The 19,901-nt window shown below is 57.6% G+C and carries 14 protein-coding genes; 5 read left to right on the top strand and 9 right to left on the bottom strand.

What is annotated here, in order from left to right; genetic code table 11:
• Nucleotides 1-13: 13 nt before the first annotated feature.
• The 6 genes from artA to G9C82_RS16880 form a co-directional block, all read right to left on the bottom strand.
• The gene (gene artA, locus G9C82_RS16855) at nucleotides 14-1,015 is read right to left on the bottom strand and encodes an archaeosortase A (RefSeq protein ID WP_004957021.1); all 1,002 of its coding nucleotides are present in this window, start codon (nucleotides 1,013-1,015) and stop codon (nucleotides 14-16) included.
• 150 nt (nucleotides 1,016-1,165) lie between these two features.
• The gene (locus G9C82_RS16860; protein ID WP_127014727.1) at nucleotides 1,166-3,979 is read right to left on the bottom strand and encodes a BGTF surface domain-containing protein; all 2,814 of its coding nucleotides are present in this window, start codon (nucleotides 3,977-3,979) and stop codon (nucleotides 1,166-1,168) included.
• Nucleotides 3,980-4,777: 798 nt separating this feature from the next.
• On the bottom strand, nucleotides 4,778-7,573 hold the full coding sequence (locus G9C82_RS16865) for a BGTF surface domain-containing protein (protein ID WP_127014728.1): 2,796 nt from the start codon (nucleotides 7,571-7,573) through the stop codon (nucleotides 4,778-4,780).
• A gap of 434 nt (nucleotides 7,574-8,007) precedes the next feature.
• Nucleotides 8,008-8,760 carry a VOC family protein gene (locus G9C82_RS16870; RefSeq protein WP_127014729.1) on the bottom strand — a complete coding sequence of 251 codons (753 nt, stop codon included), beginning with the start codon at nucleotides 8,758-8,760 and terminating at the stop codon, nucleotides 8,008-8,010.
• 72 nt (nucleotides 8,761-8,832) lie between these two features.
• A complete protein-coding gene (locus tag G9C82_RS16875; protein ID WP_127014730.1) occupies nucleotides 8,833-9,273 on the bottom strand; it encodes a TIGR04206 family protein in 441 nt (146 codons plus the stop codon).
• Nucleotides 9,274-9,404: 131 nt separating this feature from the next.
• The gene (locus tag G9C82_RS16880) at nucleotides 9,405-10,514 is read right to left on the bottom strand and encodes a GTP-binding protein (RefSeq protein ID WP_127014731.1); all 1,110 of its coding nucleotides are present in this window, start codon (nucleotides 10,512-10,514) and stop codon (nucleotides 9,405-9,407) included.
• A gap of 156 nt (nucleotides 10,515-10,670) precedes the next feature.
• Here G9C82_RS16880 and G9C82_RS16885 point away from each other — a divergent pair, with 156 nt between their 5' ends.
• The 5 genes from G9C82_RS16885 (at nucleotide 10,671) to rpl12p (ending at nucleotide 13,780) form a co-directional block, all read left to right on the top strand.
• On the top strand, nucleotides 10,671-10,871 hold the full coding sequence (locus G9C82_RS16885) for a hypothetical protein (RefSeq protein WP_044951920.1): 201 nt from the start codon (nucleotides 10,671-10,673) through the stop codon (nucleotides 10,869-10,871).
• Between the two features lie 132 nt (nucleotides 10,872-11,003).
• Entirely contained in the window at nucleotides 11,004-11,492 is a 489-nt protein-coding gene (locus G9C82_RS16890; RefSeq protein ID WP_101350461.1) for a 50S ribosomal protein L11, read from the top strand.
• 236 nt (nucleotides 11,493-11,728) lie between these two features.
• Entirely contained in the window at nucleotides 11,729-12,367 is a 639-nt protein-coding gene (locus G9C82_RS16895; RefSeq protein WP_127014732.1) for a 50S ribosomal protein L1, read from the top strand.
• Between the two features lies 1 nt (nucleotide 12,368).
• On the top strand, nucleotides 12,369-13,415 hold the full coding sequence (locus G9C82_RS16900) for a 50S ribosomal protein L10 (RefSeq protein ID WP_127014733.1): 1,047 nt from the start codon (nucleotides 12,369-12,371) through the stop codon (nucleotides 13,413-13,415).
• 17 nt (nucleotides 13,416-13,432) lie between these two features.
• Nucleotides 13,433-13,780 (top strand): 50S ribosomal protein P1, encoded by a 348-nt coding sequence (rpl12p, locus tag G9C82_RS16905; RefSeq protein ID WP_004591725.1) that lies wholly within the window; start codon nucleotides 13,433-13,435, stop codon nucleotides 13,778-13,780.
• A gap of 175 nt (nucleotides 13,781-13,955) precedes the next feature.
• On the opposite strand, the gene G9C82_RS16910 is transcribed toward rpl12p, so the two are convergent.
• From G9C82_RS16910 to G9C82_RS16920, 3 genes are all read right to left on the bottom strand, one after another.
• A complete protein-coding gene (locus tag G9C82_RS16910) occupies nucleotides 13,956-17,759 on the bottom strand; it encodes a CARDB domain-containing protein (protein WP_127014734.1) in 3,804 nt (1,267 codons plus the stop codon).
• A 579-nt stretch (nucleotides 17,760-18,338) separates the two neighbouring features.
• Nucleotides 18,339-19,367 (bottom strand): tyrosine-type recombinase/integrase, encoded by a 1,029-nt coding sequence (locus G9C82_RS16915; RefSeq protein ID WP_127014735.1) that lies wholly within the window; start codon nucleotides 19,365-19,367, stop codon nucleotides 18,339-18,341.
• Complete coding sequence (locus G9C82_RS16920; protein WP_127014736.1) at nucleotides 19,364-19,606, bottom strand: hypothetical protein; 243 nt, start codon at nucleotides 19,604-19,606, stop codon at nucleotides 19,364-19,366. Before G9C82_RS16920 ends, G9C82_RS16915 begins: the two co-directional genes overlap by 4 nt.
• Nucleotides 19,607-19,901: the final 295 nt, after the last annotated feature.

Consider the following 19,901-nt stretch of genomic DNA (forward strand, 5'->3'; position numbering starts at 1 on the left):
TCCGCGACGCAGTTCAGTCGTCACCGGGCGTCGCAGGACCCGACTCCGACTGGTCCTTTTCGAATGTCGTTCCAAGGTCGTACTCGGTTCCAGTCACCAGAAACAGGAGGTCTTCGACGATAACGGTGAGCTCCGGTAGCTCCCGCATCAGTACCCACGTCAGCCCGACGAGGACGATGACTGAGCCGAACTGCGCCAGCATCCGGTCGACGATGTAGTAGGATACCAGCTGTGCGTCGCTAAGGCCGAACAGCGCCATGACCGTTCCCGGGAAGAACTGCGCTTTCTGGAGGCCAAATGCCAGCGCGATCCCGAGGTTCCGAATGAGGTTCAACACGTAGATGATGCCGACGGCCACGACCAGCACGCGGAGTTTCCGCCGCCACGGTGCCTTGACTGCTAGTATTCCGCCGGCGAAGATGGAGATGCTGCCGATACCTGTACAGGCCAGAATGATAGTGTACGTTATCGGCCGCTCGTTCCCGTCGAACCAGAACGTGTTCTCGTAGGGGTACTGCTTCGACGCGATGTCGATGCCGTTGTGCGAGAGCCCGTCCACCACCATCGGGTCGTACCCGATGAGCGTCATCAGGAAGACGACCTGATCGGTGACGACTTCGATGATTGTCTGGCGGAGCGGTCCAATGGTGAGGAAGGGCACGTAGATGACGCCCATGATACCGATGGCACGGGTCAACACCAGCAGCGACTCCCGGCCGTTCCAGAGTAAGTAGCCGGTGTACAGCGACAGGGGCACGGCGATGACGCTTCCCAGTCCCTCGACGACGCTTTTCTGTATCAAAATGAAGTGTGGTGCCAGAACGAGCCAGTACGCTGCGAACAAAACCCAGCCGACCGTCCCGACTGGGCGGGCAAGTTCCTCGTCGTACTGGGCGACGGCTACGCTTCCGAGAAACGCCGCAAGAACGAGCCACATCAGCGGTTCCGAGACCGTGACCGGGTCGAACGACAGTCCAGCGATGTCGACACCCGTCTGCAGGACTGTCTCACTCATTGCCTGTACGTTAGCCAAACCGGCGTATATGTTTTGTCGTTGCGCTACTGTGCGGTGTCGTCGTCGTCAGAACGAGTCAACGACAGCGCCGCCGCTACCGGCGTAGCACGCAAAAGAAAGAACGGTGTTCAGAGACTGGAGCGATTCCAGTTAGTTGTCGCGTCGGACGGCGAGGAGCGCAGCAGCGACGAGCGCGATGAGCGCGATGGCTGCCGTGAAGCCGGGACCGGACGCTTCCGTGGTCTCAGCTTCGTCGGTTCCGGAGTCCATGGTGGTGGTCTCCTCAGTCTGCTCCTCGGTTTCCGGCGGTTCGGTTTCGGTTTCCGTCGGCTCTTCCGTGGCCGTCGGCTCTTCCTCGGTGCCAACAGTCACGTTCGCACTGTCCGTAACGGCGGAGCCGTTAGCGGTGTACGGACCGTCAGCGCCAGGGAAGTCGTACGCTTCGTTGCCGTTGGTGTCGAGGTGCGGCATTGCGACCGCAGTGAAGTCCTCGTCCATCGGCTCGTCGAGCGTGATCGTGATGTCCTCGTGGCTGCCTGCCTCGAGGTACTCGGAGCTCCCGACGACGTCGCCGGATGCGTTACCGGCGTGGACTGCGATGAAGCCACCGGCGGACAGCTGCGCGCTGTCGACGACGACTTCGCTACCGTCGGATTCCTGGTCACTGATGCTCACGGTGGCCGTGGCCGCATCGGTGAGCTGTCCGTCTTCCTCGTCACCCAGCTGGTCACCGTTCGTGTCTAGGAACTGTGCAGTGAAGTTCGTACCAGCCGACTGGTCGCTGAAGTCCACTGCTGCAGCGAACGTCCCATCAGCGTTGACCGTCGTTTCAGGTCGCTCAAGGAACGGGTTGGATTCGCTTTCGGATTCGACTTCGACCTCGATCTCTGCACCAGGCGCAATCGAGGTTGTGCCAGTGATCTGCTGGTCAGCAGCGGCCTGTGCCGTCACAAGACCGTTAGTCGTATCGATGGATGCATCCCGTTCAACGACGCTGTAGTCGTCGTCAACACCATCGTTATCATTTTCGAATGCACCGTACGGCGTCACGGTGAAGTTGGCCGTAATCTCGTCGGTGTCATCCTGACTGCGGATAGAGTTGCCGCCATCGTACTTTGCCAGTGCCGTTTTCACTGCAACGAAGTACGTGTTGTTGTCAGGGTCGTCGACAACGACCGTGTTCGTGTCGTTCAGGACTAGCTCCTCATCGTCGGTGTTTGCACCAACGTTGGTCTTTTCGACCGAGAAGTTCAGTGCGTTCGCCCCGTTGGTACGGCTAGCGTCCTCGGAGATGGTGTTTTGCGCACCAGCCGCTAGGAATGCCTGCGTGGCATCATTCGAGTTGTTAACCTCCTGCTGGTATTCGAGGGCACCCTCGACACCAGAGGCAGTTATTTGATGGACGACAATCGACTTGTTCGCGATTTCGTCCGACTGCGTCAGGTTCTGACCGATACGGTCACGAATATCGATGTCATCGTCGTCAAGTTCGGCGTCGCGAGGTGCAACCCAACTACGCATACTCTCGGTCGAGCGCTCGCTCAGTCGGAGCGTCCCGACAGCATCAGCACTGCCGCTCTGAGACGCGCCTGCAGTGACGTTCAGGTTGTAGCTGGAAGCTTCGATTGTCTCGTCATCGAGACTCTTACGGTCTTTGGCGAAGCTGCCAGTCTCGACGACGTTGTTGATTTCGTCGTCGCCTTCGACGAAGAGCACGTCACTAGCCGAAATGGTATTACCGTCGGTCGTGTTGCCGGCCAGTCCAGCGAGGTAGCTGTTGAACGAGACAGTAACTTCGCCGTCACCGTCGTCGTCGTCGATAGTTCCGGAGATGGCGTAGTTGTCGTCGTCGTCGTCGCCGACGAAGACAACAGCTTCGTCTTCGTTATCAAGCTGGTAGGTGATGTTGACCACGTCACCGCGCTCGTCGGTCACAACGCTGCTCTCGAAGCCGGCGTCGCCGTCTTCAGATTCGGAGACGTTGATCTGGTCGGTACTGACCGTGATGTTGGTCTGTCGGTCAGTGACTTCGACCGTGTACGGGCCATCGTCAGCGTCGAAGCCGCTTGTCTGGTTGATTGGGTCGAAGATGAACGCGGTATCATCGTTGCCCGACAGGGTGTCGATCTGCGAGGCGACCCTGTCGCCGCTGTCGTCATACAGCGTCGCGTTGGCTTCTTCGCCACCGCGGTTGATTGTTGCGTTGGCAATGATATCGTCTTCATCGGTGATATCATTGTCGTCAGCTTCGACGTTCAGGTTGAGGTCACTTATTTCGATTCCTGCGCTCTCATTCCCGATACTGATGTTGTATTCCTCACCGGTATCGAGGTCTTCAGTATCGTAGCGGTAAACATCGCTATTCGAGTTAACCGAGTCAGAAGCGACGAGAGAGCCATCATTGACCGAAATCTCGAAGCTGTTTCCTGAGTCTGCCCGCTCGATTGCGAGCGTCTCGCCGCGGAACACAGTTTCGAAGCTGAGTTCGTTCGGATTCGGCTCATCGGCCGTGATCGTCTGTGACGTCACGTCGATGTCTTTTGCGACCAGGTCGGTGGTGTCGCCGCTAGTGGAAGCTGTGACACCGTTGAGTCTGACATCGACCTCAGCATCAGGCGTAATGTCTTTTTCGAGGAGGAGCTCAATCTGTTGACCGTTTTGGTTGATATTGCTCCCACTCTGGCTGGTATCAACATACTCGCCTGGGTTCTCTACACCGTCAATCACGACCTGGACGTCACCGTCACTGGTCCCGTTGTCGAGTGTAAGAGAGGTACTGATTGTACTGTTCGTTACCACTTCGATTGTAGGTCCGGTATCAGCATTATACTCCGTTGCCTGCTGGATCTCGACGTTTGCGGCGGCGGCTGCGCCACCGGAGAACGCGATGGTCCCGGCAAATACCGAGAAGACCATCAGCGCCGTCAGGAACAGGCTGCGGATTTTTTCGTTTGTATCTGTCATGTTTGTGTTTGCTATCGGGCGACCCCAGCAGTTTTCCACGTGGTCGGAACGTGCCCACCGAGGCCACGCATAGACCGGACCGGCGTACTCACTTCTGGCGTCATGGGTAGGGGTATCGGTACATTGCCCGAAGTGTGGTAAATGCTTTGTGGAATAAAGCTGGTAAGTATACTACAAGTAATAGTCATTCAATAATGTTTTTGGACACACATTTAGGCCTGATATGGATGTTTATCTGACTTGTTCAAAAATTGGATCGAAAAACACTCCGGTTGAGATACGCCTCTGTCTCCTGATTCGAGCGACGTTCGTTCCACTGTCTGGCGATGAACGAGAGCTCCGATGTTGCTGTGACCTGGAAGAAATATCTCGGTATCATGAAAACCAGAATCGGCTATCAGTGATTGGTGGGTAGTAATACAGCCGAAATGGAAACAGATAGATAAGAGCTGGCGCAACTGTATGAGCAGCACAAGGAACGCCACAGACCGGCGTGTCTCGTTCGGGGAAGACCAGACACAACAGAGACGGTCGCGGATGTGAATGCCGAACGCCCGACTGACTTTGATGCTCGAAGCGTTTTCTAAACGACCCCCTCACAAGATCCATACGACTTGGTTCTCAACGCTGCAAGCGACTGGGACCCAGTCACGACAGTGGACCAGCAACTAGCCGTTCAGAAGCGACCAGAATAGCGCTCTGACTGGACAACGAGTACCGAGTCGTTCTGCAGTCTGTTAGCACTGTTCGCGTACGCACAAAAGAAAAGACGGTGTTCAGGGACCGGAATTGCTCCGGTTAGTTGTCGCGTCGGACAGCGAGGAGTGCAGCAGCGACAAGCGCGATGAGCGCGATGGCTGCCGTGAAGCCGGGACCGGACGCTTCCGTGGTCTCGGTTTCAGTGTCCATTGGCGTATCCTCAGGCGTGTCCGCAGGCGTGTCCTCAGGCGTATCCTCAGGCGTGTCCTCAGGCGTATCCTCAGGCGTGTCCGCAGGCGTGTCCTCGGTGGCGATGGTCACGTTCGCACTGTCCGTGACGGCGGAGCCGTTGGCGGTGTACGGACCGTCAGCGCCCGGGAAGTCGTACGCTTCGTTGCCGTTGGTGTCGAGGTGCGGCATCGCGATAGCCGTGAAGTCCTCGTCCATCGGCTCGTCGAGCGTGATCGTGATGTCCTCGTGGCTGCCTGCCTCGCGGTACTCGGAGCTCCCGACGACGCTACCCTCGACTTCACCCTCAAGGAGGGAGTCGTCGTGGATAACGATGAAGCCACCCTCGGACAGCTGCGCGCTGTCGACGACGACTTCGCTACCGTCGGATTCCTGGTCACTGATGCTCACGGTGGCCGTGGCCGCATCGGTGATCTGTCCGTCTTCCTCGTCACCGAGCTCGTCACCGTCGACGTCGAGCGTCTGCGCGGTGAAGTTCGTTCCTGCCGAGTAGTCACTGAAGTCTGCCGTGGCAGTGAACGTTCCGTCCGTGCCGACAGTCGCTTCAGGTCGGTCGAGGAACGGGTTGGACTCACTCTCGGACTCGACTTCGACCTCAAGCTCGGAACCAGGTGCGACCGTGGTGGTTCCGGTGATCAGCTGGTCAGCAGCAGCCTGAACTAGCACGAGACCGTTGGTCGTGTCGATGGATGCGTCACGGTCAACGATGCTGTAATCGTCGTCAACGCCGTCGTTGTCGTCGGCCAGACCAGTGTCCTGCGACACGGTGAAGTTGGCCGTGAGCTCATCATCTTCGTCATCGTCGCGGATCGATGTGCCACTCTCGAATTCTGCGTTCTGCGTCTCCACAGCGACGAAGTACGTGTTGTTGTCAGGGTCGTCGACGACAACAACGTTGGAGTTGTTGAGGATGAGTGGGTCCTCATCTGCGTTTGCACCGACATCGCTGCGGTTGACGGTGAGGTTGAACGCATCGTTGTTACCAGCGCCACCAGCCGTTGACCGGAGGAACGCCTGGGTCCCACTGGAAGAGCCGTTGACTTCCTCTTCGTAGGCGAGCGGGCCTTCGACACCGGAGGCAACGATCTGATGAACAACGAGGTCACCGTCAGCAATGCTGTTCGATTGGGTCAGGTTCTGGCCGATACGATCACGAATATCGATGTCGTCATCGTCGAGCTCAGCGTCCTGTGGGGCCACCCAGCTACGCATGCTTTCAGTGGAGCGCTCGCTCAGTCGGAGCGTTCCGACGGAGTCAGCGCTGTCGTCCTGAGACGTACCTGCAGTGACGTTCAGGTTATAGCTGGAGGCTTCAATCGTCTCTTCGTCAACGCTGCTGCGGGTGAACGAACCTGACTCTTCGACACCAGTGATTTCGTCGTCACCCTCAACGTAGAGGATATCACTGGCGTCGATATCGCCGACGTTGGCGCTCGTGCCAGCGAGGTAGCTGTTGAACGAGACAGTGACTTCGCCGTCACCATCGTCGTCCTCGATAGTTCCGGAGATGGCGTAGTTGTCGTCGTCATCGTCGCCGACGAAGACAACGGCCTCATCTTCGTTATCGAGCTGGTAGGTGATGTTAGCCACGTCACCGCGTTCCTCCTCGACGACGCTGCTCTCGAAGCTGGCATCACCGTCTTCGGATTCGGAGACGTTGATCTGGTCGGTACTGACCGTGATGTTGGTCTGTCGGTCAGTGACTTCGACCGTGTACGGGCCATCGTCAGCGTCGAAGCCGCTTGTCTGGTTGATCGGGTCGAAGATGAACGGAGTGTCATCGTTGCCCGACAGGGTGTCGATCTGCGAGGCGACCCTGTCGCCGCTGTCGTCATACAGCGTCGCGTTGGCTTCCTCGCCACCGCGGTTGATTGTTGCGTTGGCAATGATATCGTCTTCATCGGTGATATCATTGTCGTCAGCTTCGACGTTCAGGTTGAGGTCGCTGACCTGGAATCCAGCGCTCTCGTCGCCGATCGTGACGTTGTATTCCTCGCCGGTATCGAGGTCTTCAGTGTCGTAGCGGTAGACGTCGCTGTTCGAGTTGACCGAGTCAGAGGCAACGAGCGAGCCATCGTTGACCTCAATCTCGAAGCTATCACCGGTTGACGAGGTAGATCGCTGGATTGCGAGCTTCTCGCCACGGAACACGTTCTGATAATCGAGACCAGCTGAGGCGTCGCCATCGGCTGTGAGCGTCTGTGACGTCACGTCGATGTCTTTTGCGACCAGGTCGGTGGTGTCGCCGCTAGTAGAAGCTGTGACACCGTTGAGTCTGACATCGACCTCAGCATCAGGCGTAATGTCTTTTTCGAGGAGGAGCTCAATCTGTTGACCGTTTTGGTTGATATTGCTCCCACTCTGGCTGGTATCAACATACTCGCCTGGGTTCTCTACACCGTCAATCACGACCTGGACGTCACCGTCACTGGTCCCGTTGTCGAGTGTAAGAGATGTACTGATTGTACTGTTCGTTACCACTTCGATTGTAGGTCCGGTATCAGCATTATACTCCGTTGCCTGCTGGATCTCGACGTTTGCGGCGGCGGCTGCGCCACCGGAGAACGCGATGGTCCCGGCGAATACCGAGAAGACCATCAGCGCCGTGAGGAACAGGCTGCGAATCTTATCTGAATTTCCTGTCATAGTTTGTATTGTGTTGCTATCGGGCGACCCCAGCAGTTTTCCACGTGGTCGGAACGCAACCAGCATGATTGCGTGTAGACCGGACCGGTGTACTCACTTCTGGCGCCATGGGTAGGGGTACGGTCTATACGAAAGGTGTATGCTGTAAATGTTTTGTGGTTAGGATATCTGACTGTCATGACTGGTCAAGGATCGAAACGCCGTCCGTGGCGATCAGATGTGGGAGAAGCGGTGTGGATTCAAAGCTATAACCCCGGCATTCGTGCGTCTGACGGGCGGAATGTACATCGTGGAGCTGGGTTCATTGGCCAGAGATACCAGACCCTTTCGAGTGCCAACTGCTCACTCAGGAACTAGTCCGCAGAAGAACCGTCACCTGATAGCTACTGCATGAGAATAGAGGAGGATTGAACGGTCACTTCCGGATAGTACCGTCAGTTCGTCACGATTTCGATTTCGCGGCCGTCGGGGTCTCTGGTGAACGCATAGCGGTCGTCACAGCTCTCAGGGTCACGGTAGTCCTCAGCGTGGCGCCCCATCAGCGTCTCCCACGCGCTGTGGAGGTCATCAGTCTGGACTGCGAGATGCCCCCACGCATCGCCGAGTTCGTAGGACCGACCGTCGTAGTTGTAGGTGAGTTCGACCGACATCGCCTCGTCGGGAGCATCTTCGGGCTTGAGGAAGTACAGGGCGAAGTCGTCGAACTCTTCGCGGCGGAACAGGTCGTAGTCGAGCTTTCGGGTGTACCAGCCGATAGCCTGGTCGGCGTCTTCGACACGGATCATTGTGTGGTCGAGCGACCACTTCGCGCCGTGGTCCCGCTCGACGATCTCGATCTCATGGCCGTCGGGGTCTGTGACGAAGGCATAGGAGCCACCACAGGAGTCCGGGTCGCGGTAGTCCGCAACGCCAGCGTCCATCAGCTCCTCGTAGGCGTCGTACACGTCGTTACAGCGGACGGCGATGTGTCCCCACGCGTCGCCCATCGTGTACGAGCGCCCGTCGTGGTTGTACGTGAGTTCGAGCAGTGCACCCTCGTCGTGGACATCCTCCGGACCAAGGAAGACATTCGTGAACGTGTCGGCTTCCCAGCGTCCCTTCTCCTCGTAATCGAAATACGTCTGGTACCAGTCCAGTGAGGCATCCAGATCCTCGACGCGCATCATCGTATGATCGAGTGACCACATACGCGGTATGTGGTTCGAGCGAGCGAAAAGGCTACCGCCAGAGGCGGTTCCGTCCGGATTCGATACCACAGGTCACCGCGTCGCCGTGTCCGCTCGGATAGCCGGTAGGTAGTACCACCAGACCACGATAAGCAGGACAAGGGAGCCGACCGGGACAGCCACGTAGTTGAGCCGCCTGTTGAATCCCAGAAACACCGGAAACTGCGTCAGACCCGCACCTGCGAGTGCGAGGGCGGTCACCCGAACATCCTCACGCCAGACGACACCGGCAACGGCGCTGGCTAGAGCAAAGGCATACAGCAGGACGCCCGAACCCCACGATTCGATAAACTGCGGGAGTGCGCTGGTAAAGCGGATGAAGTAGCTGTAGACCGAGAGCAACTCCGGCGGGTTCGTGTTGAACAGGCCAAACGAGAAGACGAGCGTCAGTTCCTTTCCAATTAGCACCACTGTCCAGGGGACGAGGCCGGCAACAACGACGGCGATAAGACGGCGTCTAGGACCGCGGTCCATAGTTGGTAGCAGGGTTCCACACCAATGAACGCATCTACTCCGCTATGCGGTAGCGGTCCTCCACAGGATTGTTCTTCCGTGGGACCCCTTTTCAGTTGTTCGCGTGCACGCGAGAACCGACGCGCGACAACCTAGCGGTTAGCGACGATTCGCAGGATATCCTCGTCCGCGAGTTCGTGGTCGCGCCCGACCTGCTGTTCGTCGTGCTTGGCGCTCGGGCCGGTTACACGAGCAAAGCGGAAGCGCTCGTCGAAGCTGCCGCCGAGTTTCTCGCAGGCGTCGTCAACGGTGTCGCCTTCACGGAGTATTAGCGGTTCCTCGCGGTCAACACCGCGGCCCGGCTTGTCCATGTAAATCCGGATCAGGCCGAGTTCCTCCCAGATGCGTTCGGTGAGGCCATCCAGTCCTTTCTCTTCCTCGGCGCTGATGAAGATCGCTTCCTCTGGGTCAATGTCTCGCTCTTGGAGTTCGTCTTCGACTTTCGGAAGATAGTCGGGCTCGATAAGGTCGGCTTTGTTGACGGCGACGAGGGACGGCAGGTAGACACGGTTGTCCATCACGCCGTCGATGAGCTGGTCGATATCGAGCTGCTCGCCGATGGTTACGTCGGCGTTGACGTACCCGTGTTCGCGCAGGACAGCTTTGACCGTCTCGTCGTCGAGTTCGACGCCGGTAGCCGTGTTAACCGAAATCCCGTCTTTACCCTTCTTGCGGACGTTGACCCATGGTGGATCCTGATCGAGGCGGATTTTGTTCTTGTACAATTCTTTTCGGAGGCGGTCGTATTGGTCAATCTCGAAGACGGAGATGAGGAAGACGATGAGGTCAGCGGTCCGGACGACGGACAGCACTTCTTTCCCACCACCGCGGCCGCCAGCAGCCCCTTCGATAAGTCCGGGAACATCGAGAATCTGGATGTTCGCACCCTTGTGCTTGAGCATTCCCGGGTAGACATCAAGTGTGGTAAACTCGTAGGCTCCCGTTTCGGACTCGGCGTTTGTGAGTGCGTTCAGCAGCGTCGACTTCCCGACGCTGGGGAACCCGACGAGCGCGACGGTCGCATCGCCGTGTTTCTCAACGCCGTAGCCACCGCCGCCGCCCGAGGAAGCCTGCTGTTCGAGCTTCTCCTTTTTCTCCGCGAGCTTGGACTTCAGCCGACCGATATGGGCCTCTGTAGACTTATTGTAGGGAGTGCTGGCGATTTCGTCTTCGAGTTCCTGAATCTCCTCTTCGAGCCCCATTAAGTGTATGTCGGCCCCTCACACCGAATAAGGCTTTCCTCCCTCGTCGACGCCACCCCAGCGGCACGCATCATGGCTGTCTTCCCGTTCAGAATGGTCAAACGACCCTCATGTAATTCGACACACCTATAGGCTACCCTCCGTCATATGTCGATAATGGGAGCGGCGAGTCGGTTCCGCGACAGCACGCAGATACTGTTGCCAGTCGGTGCGCTCGACGGGATTCGCGAGGAGTTGGAACAGCAGTTCACTGTGAGTGTTCATCAAGACGGTGAGCAGATTCGGATAATCGGCTCTCCGGTCGAAATCAAAGACGCGAGTGACTTTCTCGCACGGCACGGCGTGACGTTCGCCTGAGCCGACAGCGATCCTACTTTTGTTGTGCTGGACGCTCTGTCGATAGAATAGTGAGCGTTCGAGCGTGTGGAGGCCTCACGCAGCGATCCGTGAAACGCAATCCTTTAAACCGCCGCGAGGATTTCACTATGTATGGCTGGAACTATCGAAGTCCTCGTTCCCGGTGGGGAGGCCAACCCTGGCCCGCCACTCGGCCCGGAACTCGGCCCGACACCGGTGGACGTGCAGGCAGTCGTACAGGAGATCAACGACCAGACGGCAGCGTTCGACGGCACCGAAGTCCCCGTCACCGTCGAGTACGACGACGACGGCTCCTTCGAAATCGAAGTCGGTGTCCCGCCGACGGCCGAACTCATCAAGGACGAGGCCGGCTTCGAGACTGGCAGCGGCGAGCCTCAGGAAGACTTCGTCGCTGATCTCTCCGTCGACCAGGTCAAGCAGATCGCCGAGCAAAAGCAGACTGACCTGCTCTCCTACGACCTGAAAAACGCCGCAAAGGAAGTCGTCGGGACGTGCACCTCCCTCGGTGTCACCATCGAAGGCGAGAACCCACGCGAGTTCAAAGAGCGTATCGACGCAGGCGAGTACGACGACGTGTTCGCGGCCGAAGCACAGGCGTAAGTCGGACCGCTGTGCGACTGGCGTGTGTTTTCCTTACTTTCGGCGCTGGGAGCCACTGCACAGTCGGCAGAGCCGCCGTCAACAACTGGTCCCTGAGAACCGGAAACACGCCTGTTAGCGGTCCTTGGGCTGGTTCGACGGGTTTAAGTGTCGCATTGGCGTCTACCCGCACGAGACAGGCATCCGCCTGTTTCACTGACCCGTAGAAGCCGATTGGCGTACTACGGAGGTGAACAATGGCAGATCAGGAAATAGAGAACGCAGTCTCGCGCGCACTCGAGGACGCACCTGAGCGGAATTTCCGCGAAACGGTCGACCTCGCAGTGAACCTGCGCGACTTAGATCTTAACGACCCGTCGAACCGCGTCGACGAGTCCGTCGTGCTTCCTGCTGGCACCGGTCAGGAGACCACTATTGTGGTCTTCGCCGAGGGCGAAACCGCCCTTCGTGCCGAGGAAGTCGCAGACGACGTACTCGACGAGGACGAACTCGAGGAACTTGGTGGCGACGACGACGCCGCCAAAGACCTCGCCGATGACACTGACTTCTTCATTGCGGAGAAGGATCTGATGCAGGACATCGGTCGCTACCTCGGGACCGTCCTCGGTCCGCGCGGGAAGATGCCGGAACCGCTCGACCCCGACGACGACGTCGTCGAGGTCATCGAACGCATGAAAAACACCGTGCAGCTCCGCAGCGGGGAACGGCGAACGTTCCATACGCGAGTCGGCGCGGAGGATATGTCCGCCGAAAACATCGCGGACAACATCGACGTTATCCTCCGCCGTCTGCACGCGGACCTCGAAAAGGGCCCGCTCAACATCGACACTGTCTACGTGAAGACGACGATGGGGCCTGCGATGGAGGTGGCCTGATATGAGCGCCGAATCCGAACGCAAGACCGAGACCATTCCCGAGTGGAAGCAGGAAGAGGTCGACGCCATCGTAGAGATGATCGAGTCCTACGAGAGCGTCGGCGTCGTCAACATCGCCGGGATTCCCTCCCGGCAACTGCAGGACATGCGACGTGACCTGCACGGGACCGCCGAACTTCGCGTTTCCCGGAACACGCTGCTTGAGCGTGCACTCGACGATGTCGATGACGGACTCGAAGACCTCAACGGCTACATCACCGGGCAGGTTGGACTCATCGGGACCGACGATAACCCGTTCTCGCTGTTTCAGGAACTCGAGGCCTCCAAGACGCCCGCACCCATCGGTGCCGGTGAGGTGGCCCCGAACGATATCGTGATTCCGGAAGGCGACACGGGCGTCGACCCCGGTCCGTTCGTTGGCGAACTCCAGAGCGTGGGTGCCGACGCACGCATTCAGGAAGGCTCCATTCAGGTCCTTTCTGACTCGACGGTACTCGATACTGGCGAGGAAGTCTCTCAGGAACTTTCGAACGTGCTGAACGAACTCGGTATCGAACCGAAGGAGGTCGGTCTCGACCTTCGCGCCGTCTTCGCCGACGGTGTGCTGTTCGAACCCGAGGAACTGGAACTCGACATCGACGAGTACCGGAGCGACATCCAGGCGGCTGCCGGCCGAGCGTTCAATCTCTCGGTCAACGCCGACTACCCGACCGCGACGACGGCCCCGACGATGCTCCAGTCCGCTCGTGGCAACGCCAAGAGCCTCGCGCTCCAGGCGGCCATCGAGGACCCCGAGGTCGTGCCTGACCTCGTGAGCAAGGCTGACGCACAGGTCCGTGCGCTCGCCTCGCAGATTGACGACGAAGAGGCACTCCCAGAGGAGCTTCAGGGCGTCGAGGCCGACGTGGCGACAGAGGAACCGACTGACGACCAAGACGAGGACACCGCATCCGAGGACGACGCGGACGCCGACGACGCGGCCGAGGAGGCCGACGACGATGACGACGATGACGAGGACGCCGGCGACGCGCTCGGAGCGATGTTCTAACAACACAGACTACAACAATGGAATACGTATACGCTGCACTCATCCTGAACGAATCGGGCGAAGAGATCAACGAAGACAACCTCACCGACGTGCTCGACGCCGCGGGCGTCGACGTCGAGGAGTCCCGTGTCAAGGCCCTTGTCGCCGCCCTCGAAGACGTCGACATCGAAGAGGCCGTCGACCAGGCCGCTGCGGCACCGGTGCCGGCAAGCGGTGGCGCGGCCGCACCCGCCGAGGGTGACGCTGACGAGGCCGACGAGGCCGACGAGGAAGCCGAAGAAGAGGCTGCCGACGACGGCGGCGACGACGATGACGACGAGGACGACGAGGCAAGCGGTGAGGGCCTCGGCGAACTCTTCGGCTAAACTCGGTTCAACACAGCTCAGTTTTTTTGCGTACGCTCGACAGTAAGCGGAGTCGATACTGTACCGATAGCCGTGTGTTTAGTATACGACTATACCGAGCCACGACCGGGTCTATACTACAGCGTGTACCGCTCCGATACACGTAGCGACATCGCAAAAGCAGGTTGCTGCGGCCTTAACTACCGATTGTAATCGTATCGGAGTCAATCGAGATGGGTGAGTCGTTCGTGGTTGCGCCACTCTCGTCGACTTCCTTCAGGTAGATTTCTCCCATCGCAGTATCGTCAATTGACCCGCTGGCCGTGTCGTTGTACACTGTGACCTCGTACGTGTAGTATCCGGGGTCAAGGTCGGTGTCGTAGCCAGCCCACGCCGGATACGCATCGGTCCGGGTAAGGTCACCGCTACCCACGGTGGCGTTCTCAGTGCCTGTGTAAACCGTAGTGCCGTCACTCTTGTTTTTGACGGTGAGGGCCACCTCACGTTTGTCGCCGACAGTCCCCTCATTGTTGACTTCGACGGTGAGCCGTTCTGCTCCTCCGTTCCGTTCGATGAGCGTCGAAGTATTGTATGTCTGTGAGCCAATATTGATTCCCTGTGTGTCGTTTACCACGACACTCGACCGACCAACGAAGAACGACTGCTTTGCTGAGGTGCTGTTCCGTGTCTGGACGTAGTACGTGTAGTTACCGCGGTCAGACGGGAGGCTGAGGTTCACCTGCTTCGTCTCTTTGCTTGTGAGAACGTTGGTTGTCGCGGCGTCAGACACTGCGAACGTCGGGCTCGCGTCGTCGGTGTTCTTTGCATAGAGTTTGATTTCGGCGGTTCCGCCTTCTCCACCGACGTTCGTGATGTCGACCGTAGCGTTTGCAGACTCGTCGTTGTCGATTGTGCTCGTGGCACGAACAGATTCGACCTGCATGAACTGTTCGTCGATGTCGCCGACGTAGATGTTTCCACCCCATTGCTTCCCAGTAGCGGACTCGGAGCGGTTAGGGTTCGTGAGATTGAACCTGTACTGGTACGACTGACCCGGTGTCTTACTTGCAGTCGCTAGCTCAACGCTGAACTGCGCCGTTTCGTTTACCCCGATCTCCGTCTCCTGCGTCTCGGCTGTGCTCCCATCGAAGGTAGGCGTAAGCTCTGCGGTACCGGCGGCGGTACCGACGTTTTTGACCGTCACCGTTGCCTCCGTGTCATCTGTCTTCGGGGTACGGGCGGGCACAGCAACATCAACGAATCTGAATCTCGGTTCCAAAACCTCATTCTCGATGGAGTTGGTTCTGAATATAACCACTGCGTCGTTGTAGTCGGGGTCGCCGTACCCGTATGCGTTTTCGGGGTTTGCGTTGTCCTGCGAGAGCTCATAGAGGTACACGAATTCACCATCGGCGAGATTAAGCCTCGCTGAACCGTTTTCAAGTTCGGTGACCCGTTGCTCGCCAAGCATATCGGTCAGTTTTCGCTGTGCCTTGCCAGCTTGACCATAGCCGGGAATCACCTCTCCATCGACTAATATGTCTGCGTTCGAGCTGTTTTCGTCGGTAGAAATTCGGACCCCACCTGGGTTGGTACATCTCTTAGTGTAGTAGTTCGTGCCGTCTATCTTGAACCGAATGTCTGTGTATGTCGTTTCATAGCAATAGTAGGATGTGGCGGTGACGGAGAAGCTCGAATTCGCTTCGAAAGTCTTCATGAACTCGTATGGGTCCGGATAGTCGTCGTTAATCAGCCGCCGTTCAGCATGGGGCCCGTTCACATCGCCGTCTTCGAAGTCGTATCCCACATCGCGCCACAGTGGAATCTCGTGGTCGCCGGACTGGTTGTTGACGACCAGATCCATGTCTACTTTCGTATGCGTAATCTGATAGCCGTTACTACCCTCAAGCTCAGCTCCCTTGAGTTCGATTGTTGCGTTGACCCGCTCGTTGGTTGTCATCCCTCCTTTGTCACGCTCGACCGCAGTATTCGACCGCACGTTCAGGAGTCGCCATGCAGTCTGGTTTCCAGTGGTGAAGTTCAGTCGATAGAGTCCGTCTTCGGACGGCGCTGTAACGGTCTGTGAGACCGTTGTACTCTCCCCCGGATCAAGCTGCTCGTCCCTTGACTTGTCGTCCCCCCAGTCTCTGCCGATGCGAAGCGTCTGGGAGCCTGCCGTTCCGCCAGTGTTCGTGACATTGAAGCTGACCTCGGTCTTGTTCTCCGGCTCGACCGGGTTGTCGACGCCGAGGCCAGTGATATCGAACACTGGTGGGGCCGACCCGCCGACGGTGAAGGTCCCATAACTGCGATCGTCCGGCGTCTCGACAATATAGGTGTAATTACTGTATGACGGAGCGGTGAGCGGACCACCAGTGAGAGTTACCGTCTCTTTTTCTGAACCGCTGTTGGTTCCATTGAGTGTGAGCGTTTTCTCTTTCGATTCAACCTTTGTATCCGACTCGTTTTTTATGTGTATTTTGACGGCGTCGGACTTACGGATGTTGCCGGTATTTTTGACTGTTGCCTCGATCGTGACCGTGTCACCGCTCTTTACCCCGCCCGGTGGCGAAACCGATGTCACCTCGAATACACCGACGTCACCGACTACGAAGTAGTGGCCGTCGTCGCTGTACTGCGAATACGTGTCGTCGTCCGTCGTGACCTCGATATCGTAGGTCCCGTTCTCGCCGGTCGGCATCGCCGGTCCGAAGTCAACTGTCTGACTATTGCCCGGATGGACTGTTACGTGTCGCGTGGCGTTCACCGAGCCATTAACCAGCAGCGTGACGTTCTGTTCGGCCGTCATACTGCCGTTGTTTTCGACTGTGATATTTGCTTCTGGGACCTGATTGAGCCGTGCTGATGCGGGGATCGAGGCATTAGTAATGTTCAGTGACGGTGACCCGGGCACAGCCGTGTAGTTGACTAGTTTGTAGGCCTGGTCCTGCTCAGATGCTACGGTGAAGTTGTGTACGCCGCTGTCGGCATCTATCGACTTGCTCACTCTAGCTGAATCGCCACCAGTAAGCGTGACCTGGGTTGTCTTATTATTTGATACCCCGGACCGATTCAGTTTGACCGTCTGGGTGTCTTGCAGGCCTCCAGTGTTCCGTATCGTGGCATTCACCCGTGCCTTTGTATTGTCTGTTGGGTCTTCTTGCACCGACATATTCCGTACTTCAAACGCCGGGTCGCTCACGTTACCGAGCGCAAATCTGATGTAGATTGTCTCGCCTGGCTCGACTGAATTCGGGGTCACCGTGACGTACTTGTCATCGTATGCGCTCTGTGCCCAGTCGGCCCACGCGCGAGCGTAACTGCTGTTCTCGATTGTCAACGTCGCGTTGGTGACCTGTGATGGGGCACATGTGGTACTCGGCGAAGAAGAGTCCCACGAGCCGTTCCGTACACCTTCGTATGTCGCCTCAGTGAACAGCGCCGTCTGCAGTGCTGCTTCGTGTGATCGGTTCGCCGTCGTGTTTGACTGAATCGCAACCGAACTCCCCCCAATCTGCCGTCCGGAGATATTCGCGAACGAGACCGACAGCGCCCCTTCGTCGTAGTTCACGGCCGGGGGCGACGACATCGTCGCGCCCGACTCAGTCATCCGCCACACACCGCCGCCCTGATAACTGACCTGTTGGCCGTTTTCTTGATATCGAAGCGTCTGCAGCGACCGGTTCCCCGTCGAACAGGTCGAGTTACTGTTTAGCGTAAGATTGTATGTCGCGTCATCCGTCACAGCGACATCAGACCGAACCCGGTCCGGGACTTCAACTGATTCGCTGGTGTCTGACCGCTGGAAGCTCTGATCAACCGACAGCAGCACCTCCTCAGCGAGTTCGACATTCGCGTCGTCGTTGACACCTCCGATCGTCTGCTGCCCCACGTGAACGATCAGTACGGCACCAACGATGACTGCACTCGCCAACAACACCACACCCAGAACGTGCGATACACCCCGGTCTCCAGCCCCCCGGCTGCCCCACTCGAACATACTCAATTACATACCAACTATTGCACATAAGTGTACTGTTTCAATCTATATTAATATTAGTTCTATCATGGCCCGCCGATCTTGAACAAATATCCTCATTCTCAAACCAGCATGAATCCCAATGTATACGATTGACTCCCTGCGCTGTGTCTGCATCATGCAAAGCAGCAGCTTGATAATCCGTCAGACAGAAATGTCATTACTGTATTGTTTTCATATGTGATAACAGCATTCTGATTGTCTAATATTTTAAAGGCAATAGTTGGGTCCGGCCTGCTTATTATCTGCATCTAGAGGATTAGAACCCACCTATGAGACGTGAGCGGGAATCAATTCAACTTTTTAATTGAATCTAATCTTATCAATAATTGCACTTCTTCTTATATTTTTGCTCAATGTCGTTGCGACTTCAGTTCTTTGCTGTGATATAAAATCCGCTTGGTTGCATGACTGCTCCGTCTAACAACGTTAGTAACTCCTCAACCATGCCAGCAAAGTGAGGATGGACTCGCCGGGTTGTTAGCCTATTCGAGGATGCGCGCTTTCTAGATTCATCCGCTGTGGTGTACTGGTGCTGGATCATGCGTCGTCGATGAACTCCCGTCGGACCTCCATCTTCTCGCGTTCGCTGCGCTGGTCGTAGTGCTGGTCGAGAACATCATTGGAGACGTTCATCCGATCCGAAACGACCTCTTCCGGTGTCCCGTCTCGAAGGTGCTTCGTGATCGAGCCGCGGCGGATACCGTGCGGAGATCGGGACGAGGGGCAACCGCTGGCAGTGTCCCGAGTCATGTACTCACAGCTCTCAGGGTTCTCTCCGTGTGGACACTCGCCGACCATACAGGGCCGAGTCCACTGGTAGACAGTACTTCGGATCGGTGTCTCACTCAGACGGCCTCGGTCGCTGGTGATGAGTGGTTCCCGACCGTATTCGTCGGTGACCGAATCTCGGTGGTTCTCGATGTACTCCTGAATCACTTCACCGTAGAAGTCACCGACAGCTATCGACCGCTCGGCAGCTCGTCCGTTCTTCAGTGGAGTTCCTGTTTCAGGCCGGTGGCGCAGTTGTAGGTACTGCCCATCAGCATCGAAGTCGTCCAGGTCGAGCGAGCGGAGGCTACCGAGTCGAATACCAGTGTGCCAGAGGATTCCAAATATGACGTGTTCTCGGGAGGCGTACTGGTAGCGATTCAGGTGGTTGAGGATAGCTTCGGCGTGTTCGGTATCGAGTTTCTCATCCTTCGAGGCTTCCTCGGGGTCGACATCCGGGAGCAACACCCGTTCGCGCATTCCCTGTTCGACCGCGTCGATGCTGGCACAGAATTCGAGGAACTTTCGGAGCGTAGCGAGGATGCCTCGAAGGGTTACCTTCGACACCTCACCGTATTCGCTTCCCTTGCCCTGTCGACGCCAGACACGGAACTCGTGGAGATCGCGCCCAGTTAGCTCGTTCATGTTCTCGATTCCCTTCGACTGGGTCCACTCGATGAACGAGTTGAGCCGGTACCGCTGGTTCGTGAGGGACTTTTCAGATAGCTCTGGTTCTCGGTGATCGAGGTAGAGGTTCACCGCGGTCGCCGGAGCTATCGGTTCGAGGTCGGCGCTCATGGTTCCCCCGTCGAGGCAAGCAGCTGGCGGGCAGTCTCAAACGCATTGTCCTCTGTTGGTTTATCACCAAGTGGGTAGCCGTCACCGTCTCGACCCATCGCCTCGAGTATCTTCGAAACGGAGGGTGCAGGACCATCGATGCGAAGTTCTCGGCGGGCTTCGCAGGCAGCCGCGACTGCTTCAGCAGCATCAAGCGATTCATTTCGTCGCTGCTTCGATACCTCCGACAGACCGAGCATTCGGTCACAGTGCGGGCAAGGATGGCGGCGCTGGTAGGAAGTCGCGTCGGCATACGAGTCGTGCCGTTTGGAGAAGTTACAGTCAGGACACCGAACGCGGTACTCCGTACGTGGGCGAACAGCGGACTTTTCAGCAGGCGATTCGACTACTCTCGTGCGGGGAGTACTCCCCGTATCGGTTCCGTACGACATTGGTTTGCCGGGCGGAGCCACCTTCTGGGCCGTGTCACACCACGGCCCGGTTCTCGACGACCGAGAGCCATCAGTGACCCGCAGATACACAAGAACGTGCTGA

This window comes from Haloarcula sp. R1-2 (assembly GCF_011627385.1).
Taxonomy (GTDB): Archaea; Halobacteriota; Halobacteria; order Halobacteriales; family Haloarculaceae; genus Haloarcula; species Haloarcula marismortui.

Coding starts and splice junctions, on each gene's coding strand:
- G9C82_RS16880 (WP_127014731.1), bottom strand. CDS start 10,514: ATGGGGCTCGAAGAGGAGATTCAGGAACTCGAAGACGAAATCGCCAGC.
- G9C82_RS16915 (WP_127014735.1), bottom strand. CDS start 19,367: ATGAGCGCCGACCTCGAACCGATAGCTCCGGCGACCGCGGTGAACCTC.
- G9C82_RS16900 (WP_127014733.1), top strand. CDS start 12,369: ATGAGCGCCGAATCCGAACGCAAGACCGAGACCATTCCCGAGTGGAAG.
- G9C82_RS16895 (WP_127014732.1), top strand. CDS start 11,729: ATGGCAGATCAGGAAATAGAGAACGCAGTCTCGCGCGCACTCGAGGAC.
- rpl12p (WP_004591725.1), top strand. CDS start 13,433: ATGGAATACGTATACGCTGCACTCATCCTGAACGAATCGGGCGAAGAG.
- G9C82_RS16860 (WP_127014727.1), bottom strand. CDS start 3,979: ATGACAGATACAAACGAAAAAATCCGCAGCCTGTTCCTGACGGCGCTG.
- G9C82_RS16870 (WP_127014729.1), bottom strand. CDS start 8,760: ATGTGGTCACTCGATCATACGATGATGCGCGTCGAGGATCTGGATGCC.
- G9C82_RS16885 (WP_044951920.1), top strand. CDS start 10,671: ATGGGAGCGGCGAGTCGGTTCCGCGACAGCACGCAGATACTGTTGCCA.
- artA (WP_004957021.1), bottom strand. CDS start 1,015: ATGAGTGAGACAGTCCTGCAGACGGGTGTCGACATCGCTGGACTGTCG.
- G9C82_RS16920 (WP_127014736.1), bottom strand. CDS start 19,606: ATGCTCGGTCTGTCGGAGGTATCGAAGCAGCGACGAAATGAATCGCTT.
- G9C82_RS16865 (WP_127014728.1), bottom strand. CDS start 7,573: ATGACAGGAAATTCAGATAAGATTCGCAGCCTGTTCCTCACGGCGCTG.
- G9C82_RS16875 (WP_127014730.1), bottom strand. CDS start 9,273: ATGGACCGCGGTCCTAGACGCCGTCTTATCGCCGTCGTTGTTGCCGGC.
- G9C82_RS16890 (WP_101350461.1), top strand. CDS start 11,004: ATGGCTGGAACTATCGAAGTCCTCGTTCCCGGTGGGGAGGCCAACCCT.
- G9C82_RS16910 (WP_127014734.1), bottom strand. CDS start 17,759: ATGTTCGAGTGGGGCAGCCGGGGGGCTGGAGACCGGGGTGTATCGCAC.